Annotated in this window: 15 protein-coding genes; 8 read left to right on the top strand and 7 right to left on the bottom strand. The window is 72.2% G+C overall.

Going from position 1 to position 17,987, the window contains the following annotated elements; translation table 11 throughout:
- Window positions 1–41: 41 nt before the first annotated feature.
- The 3 genes from CP983_RS18810 to CP983_RS18800 all read right to left on the bottom strand — a co-directional run bounded on the left by CP983_RS18810 (window position 42) and on the right by CP983_RS18800 (window position 2,583).
- On the bottom strand, window positions 42–632 hold the full coding sequence (locus CP983_RS18810; RefSeq protein WP_229915059.1) for a hypothetical protein: 591 nt from the start codon (window positions 630–632) through the stop codon (window positions 42–44).
- A 158-nt stretch (window positions 633–790) separates the two neighbouring features.
- The gene (locus CP983_RS18805) at window positions 791–1,330 is read right to left on the bottom strand and encodes a SigE family RNA polymerase sigma factor (protein ID WP_030961701.1); all 540 of its coding nucleotides are present in this window, start codon (window positions 1,328–1,330) and stop codon (window positions 791–793) included.
- 314 nt (window positions 1,331–1,644) lie between these two features.
- Window positions 1,645–2,583 carry an HhH-GPD family protein gene (locus CP983_RS18800; protein WP_107904484.1) on the bottom strand — a complete coding sequence of 313 codons (939 nt, stop codon included), beginning with the start codon at window positions 2,581–2,583 and terminating at the stop codon, window positions 1,645–1,647.
- A 717-nt stretch (window positions 2,584–3,300) separates the two neighbouring features.
- Here CP983_RS18800 and CP983_RS18790 point away from each other — a divergent pair.
- Window positions 3,301–4,134: a hypothetical protein gene (locus CP983_RS18790; protein ID WP_150500612.1), complete on the top strand. Its 834-nt coding sequence runs from the start codon at window positions 3,301–3,303 to the stop codon at window positions 4,132–4,134.
- Between the two features lie 109 nt (window positions 4,135–4,243).
- Here CP983_RS18790 and disA read toward each other — a convergent pair whose 3' ends face one another.
- A complete protein-coding gene (gene disA, locus CP983_RS18785) occupies window positions 4,244–5,368 on the bottom strand; it encodes a DNA integrity scanning diadenylate cyclase DisA (protein ID WP_030958303.1) in 1,125 nt (374 codons plus the stop codon).
- An 80-nt stretch (window positions 5,369–5,448) separates the two neighbouring features.
- Window positions 5,449–6,858 carry a DNA repair protein RadA gene (gene radA, locus CP983_RS18780; protein ID WP_107904482.1) on the bottom strand — a complete coding sequence of 470 codons (1,410 nt, stop codon included), beginning with the start codon at window positions 6,856–6,858 and terminating at the stop codon, window positions 5,449–5,451.
- A 215-nt stretch (window positions 6,859–7,073) separates the two neighbouring features.
- Between radA and CP983_RS18775 the strand changes: the two genes are divergently transcribed.
- Entirely contained in the window at window positions 7,074–8,867 is a 1,794-nt protein-coding gene (locus CP983_RS18775) for a BACON domain-containing protein (protein WP_150500610.1), read from the top strand.
- Between the two features lie 38 nt (window positions 8,868–8,905).
- Here the strand turns inward: CP983_RS18775 and CP983_RS18770 are convergent, their stop codons facing one another.
- Entirely contained in the window at window positions 8,906–9,766 is an 861-nt protein-coding gene (locus tag CP983_RS18770) for a DUF3109 family protein (protein ID WP_107904478.1), read from the bottom strand.
- 74 nt (window positions 9,767–9,840) lie between these two features.
- Between CP983_RS18770 and CP983_RS18765 the strand changes: the two genes are divergently transcribed.
- The 4 genes from CP983_RS18765 to ilvD all read left to right on the top strand — a co-directional run bounded on the left by CP983_RS18765 (window position 9,841) and on the right by ilvD (window position 14,530).
- Window positions 9,841–10,773, top strand: a complete 933-nt coding sequence (locus tag CP983_RS18765) for a Ppx/GppA family phosphatase (protein ID WP_030959342.1) — start codon at window positions 9,841–9,843, stop codon at window positions 10,771–10,773.
- Between the two features lie 281 nt (window positions 10,774–11,054).
- Complete coding sequence (locus CP983_RS18760) at window positions 11,055–11,879, top strand: sugar phosphate isomerase/epimerase family protein (protein WP_176575990.1); 825 nt, start codon at window positions 11,055–11,057, stop codon at window positions 11,877–11,879.
- Entirely contained in the window at window positions 11,876–12,502 is a 627-nt protein-coding gene (locus CP983_RS18755; RefSeq protein WP_107904468.1) for a TetR/AcrR family transcriptional regulator, read from the top strand. The genes CP983_RS18760 and CP983_RS18755 overlap by 4 nt, the downstream gene beginning before the upstream one ends.
- A gap of 174 nt (window positions 12,503–12,676) precedes the next feature.
- Window positions 12,677–14,530: a dihydroxy-acid dehydratase gene (gene ilvD, locus CP983_RS18750; protein ID WP_107904466.1), complete on the top strand. Its 1,854-nt coding sequence runs from the start codon at window positions 12,677–12,679 to the stop codon at window positions 14,528–14,530.
- Window positions 14,531–14,589: 59 nt separating this feature from the next.
- Here ilvD and CP983_RS18745 read toward each other — a convergent pair whose 3' ends face one another.
- The gene (locus tag CP983_RS18745) at window positions 14,590–16,770 is read right to left on the bottom strand and encodes a serine/threonine-protein kinase (RefSeq protein ID WP_150500608.1); all 2,181 of its coding nucleotides are present in this window, start codon (window positions 16,768–16,770) and stop codon (window positions 14,590–14,592) included.
- 182 nt (window positions 16,771–16,952) lie between these two features.
- On the opposite strand from CP983_RS18745, the gene CP983_RS18740 reads away from it, so the two are divergent.
- Entirely contained in the window at window positions 16,953–17,297 is a 345-nt protein-coding gene (locus CP983_RS18740) for an SH3 domain-containing protein (RefSeq protein ID WP_150500606.1), read from the top strand.
- A 67-nt stretch (window positions 17,298–17,364) separates the two neighbouring features.
- Entirely contained in the window at window positions 17,365–17,886 is a 522-nt protein-coding gene (locus tag CP983_RS18735; protein ID WP_150500604.1) for an EamA/RhaT family transporter, read from the top strand.
- Window positions 17,887–17,987 lie beyond the last annotated feature (101 nt).

Genomic DNA, 17,987 nt, shown 5'->3' with positions numbered 1-17,987 from the left:
TCTCAGTCCTCGTGTGTTTCCGGTGGTGCGTCGGATGCGGTTCAGCCGTCAGGCGCCGGTGAGTCGTCGCCGCCGAGCGAGCCGTAGTCGGTGCGGGTGCTGAACTTGCGGTCGAAGCGGTCGGACTTCCACTGGTACGAGATCACGTCCTCGCTGGACGGGTTCGACAGTCCGTCGTCCTTGGCGTAAACCTGCTTGGTCACCACAAGGTAGCCGCGGTCGATCTCGGCGTAGACCGGAGGCTCCTCCGACTTGAACACGTTGCGGTACGCGCCGCTCTGCTCGCGGTACACGTACGAGGCGACGCCCACGCCGTCGCCGCAGGACAGCACGTTGACCACGATGTCGGCCTCGGGACCGCCGGTCAGGTCGCCGTACGACACGTCGATGGGGTAGTCGTCGGACACGCACGGCTTCAACTCGCGCTTGACCTCCGTCGCGACCACGGGGTCCGCCTTGACCAGCCGGACGGCCTGCGTACGGTCCGGGACGGCCGACGCCGAGGCCACGGCCGACGGCGACACCGCCGAACCGCCCGCCAGGTCGGCGTGCGCGGGCCCCTCGTCACGGGCGCCGGTGCCGCCGGTGGCGCAGGCGGAGGCGAAAAGGGCGAGGGCGACGACCACGGCCATCGCCGTGAACGCCGCCTGCAAGGTCCCCCGCACGGGCCCGGATCCGGGCCCGGACCGTGCGGTGCCGGTGCCCTCGGATTCCCCGTCCGTGGCCCTGTCACCCCTGTCCGTGTCTTCGTCACCCGTTTCCGTGTGCCCGGTGCCGCCCGTGGTCGTGCCTAGGCCGCGCAACGCTCCCGCTCCTCACGCTCCAGCGCGCGTGCGTCCAGATCGCGGCTCTCCAGCTCCTCGCGGAGCCGGGCGAGCGCCCGGTGCAGCGTGCTCTTGACCGTTCCGGCCGACATTCCGAGGGCCGCGGCGGTCTCCTCCGTGGACATCTGCTCCCAGTGTCGCAGCACGACGACGCTGCGTTGCTTGGGTGCAAGAACCTTCATGATGTCCATCAGCAGGGCGCGGTCCGCGTGCTGCTCGGTGGAGTCCTCGACGGAGGCGTCCGGGAGCTGCTCGGTCGGCACCTCCTCCAGCTTGCGCGCACGCCACCACTCGGTCCGCGTGTTGATCATGACGCGGCGCAGGTAGGCGTCGGCGAGCCGCTTGTCGGCGATGCCGTCCCAGCGGTGGTACGTCCGCACCAGCGCGGTCTGGAGCAGGTCCTGCGCGTCGACCGGGTCCGGGACCAGTCGGCGGGCACTGCGCAGCAGCGCGTCCTGCCGGGTGCGGACGTACTCCTCGAACTCGAGCACCTCGCCCTGCGCCATGTTGACCGCCTCCCGATTCCCCGTTCCCGGCCGGCCTGTCGGCCGTCGGTCTCACTGCTTCTGCTTCGTGGTCGTCCCGGTCTGCCGGGTACGGAAATGAAGCTACGGAGGCGTTGTCACGGCGCTGTCCGAAGCAGCCTGCGGCCAGCGCTCGGCTGTCCGTCGGTTGTGTAACGGAATCAGGAAAGGGACAAAAGGGCTGGGCGGTTGGGGGCGTTATGGGGTGATTTATTGATGTGCGGGCCCTGCGTCGGCCGTGCGGACGCTGTGATTCGTGTGTTGCAGAGCCCGTACGTCTGTGATGTGACTGAGCGTCAGCTCAGCGGCAGCCGGTACATCCCGCCCGGCAGCGGCTCCACCAGTCCGTCCGAGACGAGGCCGTCCAGCGCGCGGGCGCGCTGCACCGGCTCGTGCCACACACGGTCGAGCGCCGCCTGTGGAACGGGGGTGTGGGCGTCGCGCAGCACGGCGAGCAGCTTGCCGCGCACCTGACGGTCGGTCCCGGCGTACGTCTGACCACGCCGCGGCGGGCCGTCGTGCTCCGGCTTGCCCGCGAGCCGCCAGGCGCACTGCGCGGCGATCGGGCAGCGGTGGCACGACTCGTTCTTCGCGGTGCACACCAGCGCGCCGAGCTCCATGGAGGCGGCGGCCCAGCGGGACGCGGTGCGCTCGTCGTCGGGGAGCAGGGCACGGGCGAGCTTGCGTTCGGCGGCGGTGGTGGCGTTCGGCGGGTACTGCACGCCGGTGACGGCGCGGGCGAGGACCCGGCGGACGTTGGTGTCCAGGACGGGGTGCCGCTGGCCGTACGCGAACGACGCCACGGCGGCGGCCGTGTACTCGCCGATGCCGGGCAGCGCGAGGAGCTGGGAGTGGTCGGTGGGTACGTCCCCGCCGTGCCGTTCCGCTATGGCGACGGCGGCGCCGTGCAGGCGCAGCGCGCGGCGCGGGTAGCCGAGCCGGCCCCAGGCGCGGACGGCTTCGCCGGGTGCCTCCTTGGCCAGGTCGGCGGGGCGGGGCCAGCGGGACAGCCACTGCTCGTAGACGGGGAGGACGCGGTTCACCGGCGTCTGCTGGAGCATGAACTCACTGACCATCACGCCCCAGGGGCCGGCCTCGGGGCGCCGCCAGGGGAGATCGCGGGCGTTCTCGTCGAACCAGTCGATGACGGGGCTGTGCAGCGAGTCGTCTCCGACGGGGGAGCCTGAGAGGGCGTCGCCGGTGCTGTCGGGTGAGGGTTTCGTGGGCGCAGTCATGGCTTTCCGATCCTGCCATGCGGAGGGCGGCCGGGTGGGTAGGCGGCGGGTGCCGGTGCGTTGGGGGTCGCGGACCGACGGGAAACAGGCCCGTACCCGATGATCGGCAGCGCTGAGCCCCGGCGCCCGCTTGCAGCGTCGCCCGAATGGAACGTTCGCGCAGATGGCGGGCGCCGGTCTGCTGTGGACCGTCCTGGTGCTGCCCGCGCTCACGGGTTCTGTGGCAGCAGCCGGCGGGACCGGCCGTGATCGGCGCCGCGCTCGCCGTGGCGCGGCGATGCGGCCGACGACCTCGCCGGCGTGCGCTGTGCGCGACGCCCCCGTGGAGCGCGCGCCCGCCTCCGCAGGACAGTGGCGACCGCTGCAACCGCGCGAGCGGCGAACTCCTGCTCTCCGTCGACGACTTCAGGCTCTGCTTCTACAACTCGGGTCGGCTCGTGGCCAAGGACGTGACCGGCCTCCGTCCATGTCGCGGCCGCGTGCCGTACCCACGTGCGAGTGGTGCGGGCGAGGTCGGCGTCCAGAAATCCATGGTCACGGACCGTAGGCAGCGGGCCGATCCCGTCACACCCCGCGATCGACAGGTGTCACCCATGACGGAAGGCAGGGGTGGCGCGGCCGTCGGTGAGCGGTTTCCGGGATGATGATCCGGAAAAGTTGCCGTCCGGGGCGGCGGGTGGCGCAGTTAACGCGCCGATCTCTCGTACAGTTTGCGCCGTGGGATCTCTGCGCAATCCGGTCGGTCCGCTTCCCTCCACCATCTACTGGCGACGGAGGGCCGTACTGCTGTCGGTGTGCGCCCTGTTGGCGCTACTGATCACCTGGGTGCTCACCTCGGGCGGCGGAGGCGGAAAGAACGACGCGGGCGGATCCGACGGCAAGAATCCCGCCCCCTCGACCATCACGCCGGGCCCCTCGGGCTCCGGCCCCGCGATCAGTCAGGCGCCGGGCGGACGCGACGAGTCGACGGCCGGCGGGGACTCCGGCGGATCGGGCTCAGGGGACGGTTCCGATGACGGGAGCGGCTCCGGCGACGGTGCGACCGACGGGGGCTCCGACGGATCGGGCGGCTCCGGCGGCGGTTCCGCCGGTGGCGGCTCGGGCGGGAACGTCGGCACGGGCGACACGGTGGCCGACGGCTCCTCGCTGCCCAACTGCGTGTCGGGCCAGATGAAGCTGAAGGTGAGCAGCCGCCACAACGCCTACGAGCCCGGCCAGACCCCCGCGTTGCTGCTGACCGCGACGAACTCCTCCACCTACGACTGCAAGGTCGATCTCGGCCCGAAGAACGCGGTGGTGACGGTCACTCAGGCGGGCTCCGAGGACGACTTCTGGTCCTCCGCCGACTGCCCCAAGGTCACCGGCAGCCTGCGCTTCCGGGTCCCCGCCGGCGCGAGCATCACGTACACCGTGAAGTGGGACCGCAGGGCGAGCGCCCCGCAGTGCGCGACGCCCGCCGCCGGGTCGGCCGAGGCGGGCACCTACCTGGTGGAGGCGACGACGCCCGGCTTCGGCACGGCACAGACGTCGTTCGTGCTGGAGAACGACTAGCGGACCGTACGGCAGCGGAGTGCTGTCGGCGGCGCAGGGCGCAGGGCGCCGGGCGGTGCAGGTGCCGGTGTGGCCGCGCCGGTGTGGGCGCGGCTCTCGGGTCGGCCGGCTAGACGTACCGTTCCAGGATCGAGCTCTCCGCCAGCCGCGACAGGCCCTCGCGGACGCTGCGTGCCCGGGCCTCGCCGACGCCGTCGACCGTCTGGAGGTCGTCCACGCTGGCGGCGAGCAGCTTCTGGAGGCCGCCGAAGTGCTCCACCAGGCGGTCGATGATCGCGCCGGGCAGCCTGGGCACCTTGGCCAGCAGGCGGAAGCCGCGCGGCGAGACCGCCGAGTCCAGCGCCTCCGGGGAGCCGGTGTAGCCCAACGCCCTTGCCACCGTGGGCAGTTCGAGGAGCTCGGCGTGGGTGAGCGCGTCCAGTTCGTACAGCGCCTCGTCGACCGTGCGGGAGCGCTTGGCCGTCGGCTCGGGGACGTAGTCGCGCACCACGAGCTCACGCTCGGGCTCCACACCCGCGATCAACTCGTCCAGCTGGAGGGCGAGAAGACGGCCGTCGGTGCCCAGCTCCACCACGTACTCGGCGATCTCGGTCGCGATGCGCCGGACCATCTCCAGGCGCTGCGCCACCGCCGAGACGTCGCGGACCGTCACCAGGTCCTCGATCTCCAGCGCTGACAACGTTCCCGCGACCTCGTCCAGGCGGAGCTTGTAGCGCTCCAGGGTCGCGAGGGCCTGGTTGGCGCGGGACAGGATCGCCGCCGAGTCCTCCAGGACGCGGCGCTGACCGTCGACGTAGAGCGCGATCAGCCGCATCGACTGGGAGACCGAGACGACCGGGAAGCCGACCTGCTTGCTGACCCGGTCCGCCGTGCGGTGCCGGGTGCCGGTCTCCTCCGTGGGGATCGTCGCGTCCGGCACGAACTGCACACCCGCGCGAAGGATCTTCGACAGGTCGGACGACAGGACGATGCCGCCGTCGAGCTTGCACAGCTCACGCAGTCGCGTCGCCGTGAACTCGACATCCAGGACGAATCCGCCCGTGCTCATCGACTCGACGGTCTTGTCGAAGCCGAGCACGATGAGTCCGCCGGTGTTGCCGCGCAGGACGCGTTCGAGCCCGTCGCGCAAGGCGGTGCCGGGAGCCACCGCGCTCAGTGAGGCGCGCATCAGGCCATCGGCACCGGAACTCCCGCCGGACTTTCCGGGAGCTGCTGCCCGGTCGTTGGCTGCCACTGCACTCCTCCGGTCGCAGGTTACTGGCGCTCCCGTTTCGCACATTCGGTTCGTACGGACGGGCGAGACCAGGGCAAAGTCTACCGGCGGTCCTCCGCCTCCCGTGGGGCCTCTCGCCTACGCGAGCGCGGAAGGACCCGGAGCGCGTCTCCTATATCGGCCACTTCCAGCACCTTCATGCCCGTCGGGATCTTGCCGGGGTCGCCCGGGACGAGGGCGTGCGTGAAGCCCAGACGGTGCGCCTCGGCGAGCCTGCGCTGCACGCCCGTGACCCGTCTGACCTCGCCCGCGAGCCCGACCTCGCCGATCGCGACGAGGTTCTTGGGGAGAGGTGTGTCACTGGCTGCGGAGGCCAGTGCGAGGGCGACGGCGAGGTCGGCCGCGGGCTCCGAGAGCTTCACGCCGCCGACCGTCGCGGAGTAGATGTCCCGCTTGCCGAGCGCGCTGATGCGGCCCCGCTGCTCCAGCACGGCCAGCATCATCGACACCCGCGAGGTCTCCAGACCGGACGTCGTGCGGCGGGGCGAGGGGATCTGGGAGTCGACGGTGAGCGCCTGCACCTCGGCCACCAGGGGGCGGCGGCCCTCCAGGGTGACGGTCAGGCAGGTGCCGGGGACCGGTTCGGCGCGACGGGTCAGGAAGAGTCCGCTCGGGTCGGCGAGGCCCGTGATGCCCTCGTCGTGCAGTTCGAAGCAGCCGACCTCGTCGGTCGCGCCGTAGCGGTTCTTGACGCCTCGCACGAGACGCAGGCGCGCGTGCCGGTCGCCCTCGAAGTGGAGGACCACGTCCACGAGGTGCTCCAGGAGGCGGGGTCCTGCGATGGCGCCGTCCTTGGTGACGTGGCCCACGAGGAGGGTGGACATCCCGCGCTCCTTGGAGGCGCGGATCAGGGCGCCGGCCACCTCCCGGACCTGGGCCATGCCGCCGGGCGCGCCGTCGATCTCGGGGGAGGCGACCGTCTGCACCGAGTCGAGGATGAGCAGGGACGGCTTCACCGCGTCCAAGTGGCCCAGCACGGCGGACAGATCGGTCTCGGCCGCGAGGTACAGATGGTCGTCGAGGGCGCCGATGCGGTCGGCCCGCAGCCGCACCTGGCTCGCCGACTCCTCACCGGTGACGTACAGCGTGCGGTGCTCGTCGCTCGCCGACTTGGCCGCCACGTCCAGCAGCAGGGTGGACTTGCCGACGCCGGGCTCGCCCGCGAGGAGGACGACGGCCCCGGGCACCAGTCCGCCGCCGAGGACGCGGTCCAGCTCCGGCACGCCGGTGGAGCGCGCGGTCGCCTGCCGTCCGTCGATCTGCCCGATCGGCAGCGCGGACGACGTCACCCGGCCCGGCGCCGTCGTACGGACCGCGGGCGCGCCGTACTCCTCGACCGTCCCCCATGCCTGGCACTCGGGGCAGCGGCCGAGCCACTTGGCCGTCTGCCAGCCGCACTCGGTGCAGCGGTAGGACGGTCGGTCCTTCGTGGTCTTGGTACGGGCAGCCATGCGATGAACCGTAGCCGAGCCCACTGACAACGCCGTACGGCTGTGCACAAGGCGCCTCTTCGGCCGCTGTTCGGGGCTCCGCGGAGGCCTACTCGTCATGCACAAGCCATGGAATCCGGGGTTCCTGTACCCCTTTGAGGGATCGTTTCACCCGTATGGATTAAAACTGCTCAAGCAGGCAGAAGGCGCAACTCCGGGCCGCCTACGGTCCACCAATGATGAGCAGCACTCCGGACACCACGACCCGCACCACCGGCGCGCATCGGGCGCACCGGGAGGCGCGTGATCGTGCGGCGGCGCGCACATTGGCGCAGCGTCCGCCCGCGCGCTACGAGCCTTATCTGGACGGGCTGTTCACCTACTGCCTGTCCGTCCTGTGCGACCACGACACCGCGACCGCCGCCCTCGGCGACGTCCTCGCGCTCGCCGAGCGCCGCGGTCAGCGCGTGCCCGAGACCGCCGCCGACCGGCGCCCCTGGCTGTACGCGCTGGCCCGCTGGGCGTGTCTGCGCAAGCTGGCCGAGGCCAAGCAGAAACGTACGGGCAGTCATGCGGCGGGCCGGCACGGCGCGCATCGGCCGACCGGCGCGCAACCCACCGGAAAGCCCGTCACCGAGGAGACCCAGGAGCAGCGGCGCCGCGAACTCGCCCTGCTCGCCTGGCCGGAGGCCGCCGGCACCACCCCGGAGCAGCGCGAGGCCCTCGAACTGGCCGTGCGCCACCACCTCGCCGCGGCCGAGGTCGCCGCCGTCCTGGGCCTGGACCTGGCCGCCGCGCGCGAGCTGCTCGCCTCCGCCGCCTGCGAGGTGGAGCGCACCCGCGCGGCCCTCGCCGTCGTCGAGACCGGCGCCTGCCCGAGCGTGGCCCGGCTGACCGGCGACAACCAGGTCGTGCTCGGCACGGCCCTGCGCCGCGAACTCGTCCGGCACGTCGACGACTGCCCCCGCTGCCGCCGCACCGCCGAGCGCGCGATCCCCGGCAGGTGGCCCGGCGCGGCCGTCACCCCCGCCGAGCTGCCCGTCCTTCCGGCGCCCCGCGCGGCCCTGCACATGGCCCTCGCGCACCACCCAGGCGCGCGGGGTGCCGCCGTGCCGCGCTTCGACCGGCGCGGATTCCCCATGGATCCGAAGGACCGTGCCGCCCGCAGGGACCGGCTACGCGCGCGTGCCGTCACCACGACCGTCGTCGCCACCGTGGTCGCCGCCCCGGTCATCGCCCTGTGGGCCGCCTACCGGGGCACCCCGACCGGCGAGGGCGTCGAAGGCGGCGCGGCCAGCGCCAGCGAGGCGCACGACCCGGGCGCACTCGAGGGAGACAGCGCGGGCGGCGGCTACGAGAACGCGGGCAACGCCAGCACCGCCCCCGGCGGCCGCTTCGGCGACCCCGGCTCGGACGTCCTCGTCGAGGTCGTCGGCGTCAGCGGCGCGAGCGCGGGGAACCTGGACGTGAGCGCCGACCACAGCGGCGACACCACTCTCGTCACCCTCACGGCGACGGGCAGCAAGCCGGTGCGCTGGTCGGCGAGCACCGGCGCGCACTGGCTGTATCTGAGCCGGTCGTCGGGAACGCTCGCGCCGGGCGAGTCGTTGACGATCAAGGTGTACGTCGACCAGCTGCGCGAGCCGTCCGGGTTCTGGAGCGCGCGGGTGGCGATCTCACCGGCCGGTGCCGTCGTCGCCATCGAGGGCTACGGCACCGCCCCGAGCCCCTCCGACCCCGGTCAGGGGCCCGGCCCCGACCCCTTGCCGAGCGACCCGACCGATCCCGGGACGCCCAGCGACCCGCCGCCCTCGTCCTCCGGGCCCGACCCGACGCCGACGACCCCGGATCCGCCGGACCCGACCCCGGGCGACCCGACGCCGAGCGACCCGACCGATCCCGGGACGCCCAGCGATCCACCGCCCTCGTCGTCCGACCCGGCGCCGTCGGATCCGTCCGGTTCCTCCGACCCGACGAGCTCGACCCCGCCGCCCGGCGGGAGCGCGGAGCCCGGCCCGTCGGGGCCGTAGGTCCTCTCGTGCGGCGCCGTGCGGCGGGCGGCCTTCGGTCAGCCGGCCGGGTCCGCCGGGTGCGGGGCCAGCAGGGGCAGCTGGGATGCCAGCCGCTCCTCGCACAGCTCGACCAGGCGGTCGTAGCCGGCCTTGCCCATCAGCTCCGTCAGCTCCGGCCGGTAGGACACGTACACCGGGTCGCCGGCGCCGTGCGCCGAGGTCGCCGACGTGCACCACCAGTGCAGGTCGTGGCCGCCCGGACCCCAGCCGCGGCGGTCGTACTCACCGATCGACACCTGGAGCACCCGGGTGTCGTCGGGCCGGTCGATCCAGTCGTAGGTCCGCCGGACCGGCAGCTGCCAGCAGACGTCCGGCTTGGTCTCCAGCGGCTCGCGGCCCTCCTTGAGGGCGAGGATGTGCAGCGAGCAGCCCGCGCCGCCCGCGAAGCCTGGGCGGTTCTGGAAGATGCACGAGCCGTTGAAGGGACGGGTCTGGCGGTCGCCGTCCTCGTCCTCCGAGATCCAGCCGTGCTCCATGCCCTCGTCGTGGTGCTGCCAGATCTCCGGCGTGAGCCTCGCCACATGCTCCGCGACGCGCTTCTCGTCCTCCTCGTCCGAGAAATGGGCCCCCAGGGTGCAGCAGCCGTCGTCCGCGCGGCCCGCCTGGATGCCCTGGCAGCCGCTGCCGAAGATGCAGTTCCAACGGGAGGTCAGCCATGTCAGATCGCAGCGGAAGACCTGCTCGTCGTCCGCCGGATCAGGGAACTCCACCCATGCGCGTGCGAAGTCGAGACCCTGCTCGTCCGACTCCGGGGAGCCCTTCTTCGGCTGCTTCGACTTCGTGGCCGCCTTCGCCTGCGAAGAACCCTTGCCGGTTTTGGACGTCTTGTCGTCCTTCGCCTTTTTCGTCTTTGGCACGGGACCAGGGTACGGCGTCCGTACCTGCGACTTCGAGGACGGAGGATCGCCCAGCTGGCAGTAGCGTTCCGTACATGAGACTCGGTGTCCTCGACGTGGGATCGAACACGGTGCATCTGCTGGTGGTGGATGCGCACCCCGGCGCACGCCCGCTGCCCGCGCACTCGCACAAGGCGGACCTGCGCCTGGCCCAACTCCTCGACGGCAGCGGAGCCATCGGACCCGACGGGGTCGACCGGCTGATCGGCGTCGTCCACGAGGCGCTCCAGGCCGCCGAGGACAAGGGTGTCGAGGAAGTCCTGCCGTTCGCCACGTCCGCGGTGCGCGAGGCGAGCAACGCCGATGACGTACTCGCACGGGTGATGGACGAGACCGGGGTACGCCTCCAGGTCCTCACCGGCGCGGAGGAGGCCCGGCTGACCTTCCTCGCCGCCCGGCGCTGGTTCGGCTGGTCGGCCGGAAAGCTCCTCGTGCTGGACATCGGCGGCGGCTCCCTGGAGATCGCGTACGGCATGGACGAGGAGCCGGACGCGGCGGTGTCGCTGCCGCTCGGCGCCGGACGGCTGACCGCCGGGTGGCTGCCGGGGGATCCGCCGGACCCCGAGGACATACGGGCACTGCGCCGGCACGCGCGCGCACAGATCGCTCGCACGGTCGGCGAAATCAGCCGCTTCGGCGCGCCGGACCACGTGGTCGCGACGTCCAAGACCTTCAAGCAGCTGGCCCGCATCGCCGGCGCCGCACGCTCCGCCGAGGGCCTGTACACCCAGCGCGAGCTGAAGCGGGAGTCCCTGGAGGCCTGGGTGCCGCGGCTGGCCGGGATGACCACGGCCCAGCGCGCGGAACTGCCGGGCGTCTCCGAGGGCCGCGCCGGACAGCTGCTCGCCGGGGCGCTGGTGGCCGAGGGCGCGATGGACCTGTTCGGCGTGGAGACGCTGGAGGTCTGCCCCTGGGCGCTGCGCGAGGGCGTGATCCTGCGGAAGCTGGACCAGATGACGGTGGGCTGACGGACGCGGCCGCCGACCCGGGCGGGCGGGCCCGTGCGGCCGTAGAGCTGTGGAGCCGTGCGGCGCTCGCGGCGGCCGTAGAGCTCGCGGCCGGACCCGCGCGCCGCGGTCGGTGGCGCTGCGCGCCCGCGCGTGAACCCCGCCACACCCCCCGCCTCGCGCCCGTGCTCCACCTGCCCCGCATCGGCCCAGTTCGCGCAGCTGGCCGGTTGTCGGCCCTCCCCGCGGGCGGGCGGTCATCGGTTCCCCCGCGTTCCGTGCCGCCCCGTACTCTGTCCCTCGTGGCAGAACCAGTGGTGCGCATCCCGGATGCGAAGGTCGCTCTGTCGACGGCCTCCGTCTATCCGGAGTCGACGGCGACGGCCTTCGAGATCGCCGCGCGCCTCGGTTACGACGGTGTCGAGGTCATGGTGTGGACCGACCCGGTCAGCCAGGACATCGAGGCGCTGCGCCGGCTCAGCGACTACCACCGGATCCCGATCCTCGCCGTCCACGCTCCTTGTCTGCTGATCACACAGCGCGTCTGGTCGACGGATCCCTGGACCAAGCTCCAGCGCGCCCGGGCCGCCGCCGAGAAGCTCGGGGCGGGCACGGTGGTGGTGCATCCGCCGTTCCGCTGGCAGCGCCAGTACGCGCGGGACTTCGTCGCCGGCATCTGGCGCATGGCGAACGAGACGGACGTACGGTTCGCCGTCGAGAACATGTACCCCTGGCGCTACCGCGACCGCGAGATGCTCGCCTACGCGCCCGACTGGGACGTCACCAAGGACGACTACCGCCACTTCACGATCGATCTCAGCCATACGGCGACCGCCCGCGCGGACGCCGTGCAGATGGTCGACCGGATGGGGGACCGGCTCGGGCATGTGCACCTCGCGGACGGGCGGGGGTCCGCGAAGGACGAGCACCTGGTGCCCGGCCGCGGCAACCAGCCCTGCGCCGAGGTGCTGGAACGTCTCGCCCTGACCGGCTTCGACGGTCACGTCGTCATCGAGGTCAACACCCGCCGCGCGATGTCCGGCGCCGAACGCGAGGCCGACCTCGCCGAGGCCCTCGCCTTCACGCGGCTGCACCTGGCCTCCGCGGTGAAGGTGCCCCGGCCGTGACCGACACGGCGGGCGGACGGGGCGGCGTCGGCTCCCGGCGCCGGGGCCGGCCCCCGCGCGCCGAGTCCGCGGACACCCGCGACCGGATCCTGGACGCCGCCCGCGAGGAGTTCGCCGAGCGCGGCTACGACAAGACCTCGGTACGGGGCATCGCCAAGGCCGCCGGCGTGGACTCCGCGCTCGTGCACCACTACTTCGGCACCAAGGAGCAGGTCTTCGAGGCGGCCGTGGAGGTCGCCCTGGTGCCCGCCCTGGCGGTGCGGGACGCGGTGCTCGAAGTGCCCCTCGACGACGTCGGCGAGCGCCTGACCCGCTTCCTCTTCGGGCTCTGGGAGAACCCCGTGACCCGCAGGCCGCTGCTCGCGATCGTGCGCTCCGCGGTCAACAACGAGGCCGCGGCCACCGTCTTCCGCCGCCTGGTCTCGGCCCAGCTGCTGCGCCGCATCGCCGGCGAGATCGACTCCCCGGACGCGGAACTGCGCGCCGAGCTGGCCGCCGCGCAGCTGGTCGGGGTCGCGATGATGCGCTACGTCATCAAGATCGAGCCGATCGCCTCCGCGGACCCGGAGCAGATCATCGCGCGCGTGGCGCCCGTCGTGCAGGGGCACCTGACCGGCCCGTGACGGCCCGGCCGGCCAGCTGCATCCAGCCATGCGGCGCCGATTCCGCGAGACATGCGTCCCGCATTCCGGACACCCCGTCCCGACCTCTGGATGACGGGCGTACGCTCGTTAGCAGTCAGAAGTCTCTGATCGCAGTCCCCGCAGTCCCTGCAGTCCTTGAAGGAGCGAGCGACGATGCCCGAGCTGAGGTCCCGCACAGTCACCCACGGCCGCAACATGGCGGGCGCCCGCGCCCTTATGCGCGCCTCCGGTGTACCCGGTGCGGACATCGGCCGGAAGCCGATCATCGCGGTGGCGAACTCCTTCACCGAGTTCGTGCCCGGCCACACCCACCTCCAGCCCGTCGGCCGGATCGTCAGCGAGGCGATCAGGGAGGCCGGCGGCATCCCGCGCGAGTTCAACACCATCGCGGTGGACGACGGCATCGCCATGGGCCACGGCGGCATGCTGTACTCCCTGCCGTCCCGCGACCTGATCGCGGACAGCGTGGAGTACATGGTCGAGGCGCACTGCGCCGACGCCCTGATCTGCATCTCCAACTGCGACAAGATCACCCCGGGCATGCTGAACGCCGCCCTGCGGCTCAACATCCCCACGGTCTTCGTCTCCGGCGGCCCGATGGAGTCCGGCCGCGCCACGCTGGTCGACGGCACGGTCCGCACCCTCGACCTGGTCGACGCGATCTCCGACGCCGTGAACGACAAGATCTCGGACGAGGACATCCTCCGTATCGAGGAGAACGCCTGTCCGACCTGCGGCTCCTGTTCCGGCATGTTCACCGCCAACTCGATGAACTGCCTGACCGAGGCCATCGGCCTGTCCCTGCCCGGCAACGGCTCGGTCCTCGCCACGCACACGGCCCGCAAGGCCCTGTACGAGGACGCGGCCCGCACGGTCATGGACATCACCCGCCGCTACTACGAGCAGGACGACGACACGGTCCTGCCGCGCAACGTCGCCACCTTCGCGGCGTTCGAGAACGCCATGGCCCTCGACATCGCCATGGGCGGCTCCACCAACACGATCCTGCACCTGCTGGCCGCCGCCCAGGAGGCCGGCGTCCCGTTCGGACTGGAGCAGATCAACGAGGTCAGCCGCCGGGTGCCGTGCCTGGCGAAGGTCGCGCCCAACGTCGCCAAGGACCGCACGTACTACATGGAGGACGTGCACCGCGCCGGCGGCATCCCGGCCCTGCTGGGCGAGCTGCACCGGGCCGGCCTGCTCAACGAGGACGTCCACGCCGTCCACAGCCCGTCCCTCTCGGACTGGCTGAAGACCTGGGACGTGCGCGGCGGGTCCCCCTCGCCGAAGGCCGTCGAGCTGTGGCACGCCGCCCCCGGCTGTGTCCGCTCCGCCGAGGCCTTCTCCCAGTCCGAGCGCTGGGAGGCGCTGGACGACGACGCCGAGGGCGGCTGCATCCGCAGCGCCGAGCACGCCTACTCCAAGGACGGCGGCCTCGCGGTCCTCAAGGGCAACCTCGCCGTCGACGGCTGCGTCGTGAAGACCGCGGGCGTCGACGAGTCCATCTGGACCTTCGAGGGCCCAGCGGTCGTCTGCGAGTCGCAGGAGGAGGCCGTCGAGAAGATCCTCAACAAGCAGGTGACCGACGGCGACGTCGTCGTCATCCGCTACGAGGGTCCCAAGGGCGGCCCCGGCATGCAGGAGATGCTCTACCCGACGTCGTTCCTCAAGGGCCGCGGCCTCGGCAAGACCTGCGCCCTGATCACCGACGGCCGCTTCTCCGGCGGCACCTCGGGCCTGTCCATCGGCCACGCCTCCCCGGAGGCCGCGTCCGGCGGCACGATCGCCCTCGTCGAGAACGGCGACCGCATCCGCATCGACATCCCGAACCGCTCGATCGAGCTGCTCGTCGACGAGACGGAACTCACCCGCCGCGAGCAGGCGTTGAACGGCGTGTACGCCCCGAAGAACCGCGAGCGCAAGGTGTCGGCGGCACTGCGCGCATACGCCGCGATGGCGACGAGCGCGGACAAGGGCGCGGTGCGAGACGTGACCAAGCTGGGCTGACGCCCGTAGCCCGGATCGCGGGGGCCGTCTCTTCGGAGACGGCCCCTTCGCTCACTCCCTCACCACTGCGACGGATCGCGGGCGTCGACGCCGAAGACGGTGCCGTCGGGGGCGGCGCAGTAGACGCGGCCGTCGACCAGCACGGGCACCGGCAGATCGGGCGTCAACCGGTCCGAGTCCGACCCGAGCCGGGGCGGCGACTGGCCCAGCAGCCTGCCGGTGCGGGCGTCCACGGCGAGCAGCCGGCCGTCCGGAGCGCTGACGTACACATGCCGGCCGTCGACGACGGGCGACGACGTACGGATCACGGACGTCTCCAGGCTCCACAGCTGCTTGCGCGCCTTCATGTCGACGGCGACCAGCGAGCCGCCGTCCCCCACGACGTAGACGACGTTCCCCCGCACCGTGGCGTGCGCCTGCTGCATCGCACGGGACAGCGACACGCGCTGCGACGTCCCGTCGGCGGGGGAGTAGCGGATCACGGCCCTGGTGTCGCTGTAGATCCCGTCGACGGGGAGCAGGAAGACCGACCCGTCCGCGGCACCGGCGAGCCTCAGCGTCCCCTCAAGCCGGGCGTCCCAGCGCACGTCACCCGTGGCCGGGTCCACCGCGGTGATTCGGGTGCTCGATCCGTCGTCGGACGTCGTCGTCGCGTACGCCAGCGGATCCTTCGCGAAGGAGACGAAGTACGGCCTCCTGTGCCCCGGCAGCGAACCGCTCCACTTCTTCTCGCCCGAGGCCCCGTCCACACCGGTGACCGTGCCGTCGGCGCCGGTGAGCAGCAGCATGCCGCCGACGGCCGACAGTTCGTCGTACCGGGGCCCGTCCTGCCGCCAGGCCGACTTGCCGGTGGCGGGGTCGAACGCCTCCAGGCGGCCGTCCGTCGGCGCCGAAGCCGGGCGCACGAGACCGCCCGCGACGACGGGCGCCGCGCTCACGGCCGACGGGGCCACGGGTTCGCGCCACAGCAGCCGGCCGTTGCCCGGGTCGAGTGCGACGAGGAGCCCGCTCTGCGCGCACAGCAGCTTTCCGGAGCCGTAAGTGCACTGCGGCGTGCCCTTGTTGGGAGCCGGTGTCGCCGTCCACCCGGCGAAACCGGCCGACGTGGTCCGCGCGTCCCCGCCCTTCGGCGCCGGGTCACCACCGCCGAGCAACTGCACCGACGCCAGCGTGGCGACCGCGGCGAGCGCGACGACTCCGGCTCCGAGGGCGAGCAGCCGACGGCGCCGGGGTCCACCGGACGCCCGTTCGGGCTTCCTCCCGGCATCGGACGGCGACTTGGCATCCGAGCCCGAGCCCGAGCCCGAACCGGCCCCCGCCCCTGCCTCCGGTTCCGCCTCCGCGGGGGACTCCGGCTTGCGTGCCCCGTCCGTGGCCCGCTGCGCCGGTATGAACGCCTGCGTGTCGTACGACGCCGCCACCGACCGCAGCTCGCGCATCATCTCGTCGGGCGTCGGCCGGTCCTCGGGCTCCTTGGCGAGGCAGCGCAGCACCAGCGGCGCGAGATTCGGCGGCAGCCCGGTCAGGTCCGGCTCGTCATGAACGACCTGGTACGCCACGACATACGGGCTGTCCGAGTCGAACGGCCCCCGTCCCGTCGCCGCGTGCACCAGCACCGAGCCGAGCGCGAAGATGTCGGCGGCCGGCCCGACCTCCCGGGGCCGCCGGAACTGCTCCGGCGCCATGAACGGCGGCGTGCCGATCAACTTCCCCGTCTCGGTCCTCAGTTCGCTGTCCTTTGGCCGAGAGATGCCGAAGTCGATGACCTTCGGCCCGTCCTCGGCCAGCAGCACGTTGCTCGGCTTCAGATCCCGGTGCACCACGCCGACGCGGTGTATGTCGCGCAGTGCCTCGGCCAGCCCGGCCATCAGCCGCCGCAGCTGCGCCGGCTCCATCGGACCGTTCCGCTTCACATGATCGGAAAGGGTCGGACCGGGGATGAACAGCGTTGCCATCCAGGGCCGTTCGGCCTCCGGATCGGCGTCCACGACAGGCGCGGTGAAGGCGCCGCTGACCTTGCGAGCGGCCCCTACCTCCTGCCGGAAACGCCCTCTGAACTCGGGATCCCTGGCGAACTCGGCATGCACGACCTTCACCGCGAGCTGCATGCCCGAGGTGCTCCGCGCCAGATGGACGACGCCCATGCCACCGGAGCCCAGACGCTCCTCCAGGCGGTAGTGACCGGCGTATTCGGGAAGTTCCGCTTCCGCGCCCGCTCCGGCGTTCTGCTGTGGCGCCATGGGACCACCCCCGTGCTGTTCGTCCGCGCGCGCGACGCACGGAGCCTAGTCGATTACTCATACGAGACAGAGGCGGCTTGCTAGCCTCCCTGTTCCCAACACGCACATGTGTGCGTGGCGTGATTTAGGGGAATCAACGGGACCCCATGGCAGCCATGGGGATCAACGGGGGAGGAACGATCATGTCCGCAGATCGCGTCGAAGAGGCCGAAAGAGCCGAAGAAACCGGGGGTGTCGCGGCTGAGGGCGTCGCGACGATGGCCGCCACGGCCAACGCCGTGCGCTACTACTCGGTCGCACCGGGCGTCCGCCTGAACGTCCGCCGGGGCCCCGGCACCGCCTACAGCATCGTCCGCGTCCTGCCCGAGGGCGCCAGGATCCCGATCTACTGCCAGACGCCGGGCACGAACGTGTCCGGTCCGTTCGGCACGTCGAACATCTGGGACAACATCGACGACGGCGAGTTCGTCGCGGACGCCTACGTCCAGACGGGCAGCGACGGCTACGTCCGTCCGCGCTGCTCCTGAGCCGACCGGTCCCGGTGCGCCGGGACCCGTACGGAGCCCGCGGCTCCGCCGGAGCCATAATCGACTCGTGAGCGAGAAGAGCGAGAAGAGCGAGAAGAACGGCACGCCGGCCACCCCCGCGGGCTCCTCGGGCCCCCGCCCCGAGCCCCTGCGCTTCTTCGGCACGACCTGGGTCGACCACGACCACGGCTACACCGGCCGCCGCATCGGGGCCAGCGCCGGGTCCCTCCTCGCCGCGGCCGCCTCCTGCCTGGTGCTGCGCTTCGCCTACGAGGGGATCGCGATCGCCGGCCCCGGCAGCTTCGTGACCGTCCTGGTCGTGGCGATGTTCGCGATCTGCAGCGCGCTCGCCTTCCGCCACACCTGGGAGGCCTTCACCAAACGCCCCGACCCCGACCGGCACGCCTCCCTGCGGGGCCTGCTCACCATCGGCTTCGTCGGCTCCCTCCTCGCCTATTTCTTCCGCTCCCTCTTCGAGGCCCCGGGCGAGAAGCTCCACCGCGAGGAATACGAGAAGGCCCGCAAACAACACGAATCCCGAACCACCCGCCGCACCGGCAACCCGTCAAAGAAACGCCGCCGCGAATAGGGGCTGGTTCTGGGGCGCGGCGTCGGGCCGGAGTCCGACGTGAGGGAGTGCTGCGCGGGCAGACGCGGGGCGTGTGCCGTAGTTGGAGGTGAGGGCCTGCG

Source organism: Streptomyces chartreusis (assembly GCF_008704715.1).
Lineage (GTDB): Bacteria > Actinomycetota > Actinomycetes > Streptomycetales > Streptomycetaceae > Streptomyces > Streptomyces chartreusis.
Note: the sequence above shows the minus strand (reverse complement) of the source record. Positions and strands in the feature narration are given on the sequence as shown.

Coding starts and splice junctions, on each gene's coding strand:
- CP983_RS18810 (WP_229915059.1), bottom strand. CDS start 632: ATGGCCGTGGTCGTCGCCCTCGCCCTTTTCGCCTCCGCCTGCGCCACC.
- CP983_RS18805 (WP_030961701.1), bottom strand. CDS start 1,330: ATGGCGCAGGGCGAGGTGCTCGAGTTCGAGGAGTACGTCCGCACCCGG.
- CP983_RS18800 (WP_107904484.1), bottom strand. CDS start 2,583: ATGACTGCGCCCACGAAACCCTCACCCGACAGCACCGGCGACGCCCTC.
- radA (WP_107904482.1), bottom strand. CDS start 6,858: ATGGCTGCCCGTACCAAGACCACGAAGGACCGACCGTCCTACCGCTGC.
- CP983_RS18775 (WP_150500610.1), top strand. CDS start 7,074: ATGATGAGCAGCACTCCGGACACCACGACCCGCACCACCGGCGCGCAT.
- CP983_RS18765 (WP_030959342.1), top strand. CDS start 9,841: ATGAGACTCGGTGTCCTCGACGTGGGATCGAACACGGTGCATCTGCTG.
- ilvD (WP_107904466.1), top strand. CDS start 12,677: ATGCCCGAGCTGAGGTCCCGCACAGTCACCCACGGCCGCAACATGGCG.
- CP983_RS18745 (WP_150500608.1), bottom strand. CDS start 16,770: ATGGCGCCACAGCAGAACGCCGGAGCGGGCGCGGAAGCGGAACTTCCC.
- CP983_RS18740 (WP_150500606.1), top strand. CDS start 16,953: ATGTCCGCAGATCGCGTCGAAGAGGCCGAAAGAGCCGAAGAAACCGGG.